Genomic DNA, 440 nt, shown 5'->3' with positions numbered 1-440 from the left:
CATTAATATGGATTTCGTGACGATAACTGATCAAGTCCCCCAAATAGGCGAAACACTATTAGGAAATCGATTTCAAACAAATCCTGGGGGGAAAGGCGCAAACCAAGCAGTTGCAGCAGCCCGATTAGGGGCAGATGTGCACATGATTGGATGTGTCGGGAATGATTCATTTGGGAAAGAGCTTATTCAACATCTATCTGACCAAGGTGTTGATGTAAGCAATGTGGAACCGGTTACAGGTTCAACGGGAACGGCTACGATTATTGTATCTAATCAAGATAATAGTATTATTGTCGTTCCGGCAGCTAACGAACATGTGACAGCAGCGTTCGTTGAATCAAAAAGAGATACAATTGCATCCAGTGATATTCTCATTCTACAGCTTGAGATTCCACTAGAAGGGGTAGAAAAAGCGGTGGAAATTGCAAAAGAAAATGGGG

The 440-nt window shown here is 42.5% G+C and carries 1 protein-coding gene; it reads left to right on the top strand.

Annotated elements, in window-relative coordinates:
• Window position 1 precedes the first annotated feature (1 nt).
• The coding region (locus V7149_RS07460) for a PfkB family carbohydrate kinase (protein ID WP_335345022.1) at window positions 2-440 on the top strand (439 nt) is incomplete at its 3' end.

This window comes from Bacillus sp. JJ1503 (assembly GCF_036965125.1).
Classification (GTDB): Bacteria; Bacillota; Bacilli; order Bacillales; family Cytobacillaceae; genus Cytobacillus.
Note: the sequence above shows the minus strand (reverse complement) of the source record. Positions and strands in the feature narration are given on the sequence as shown.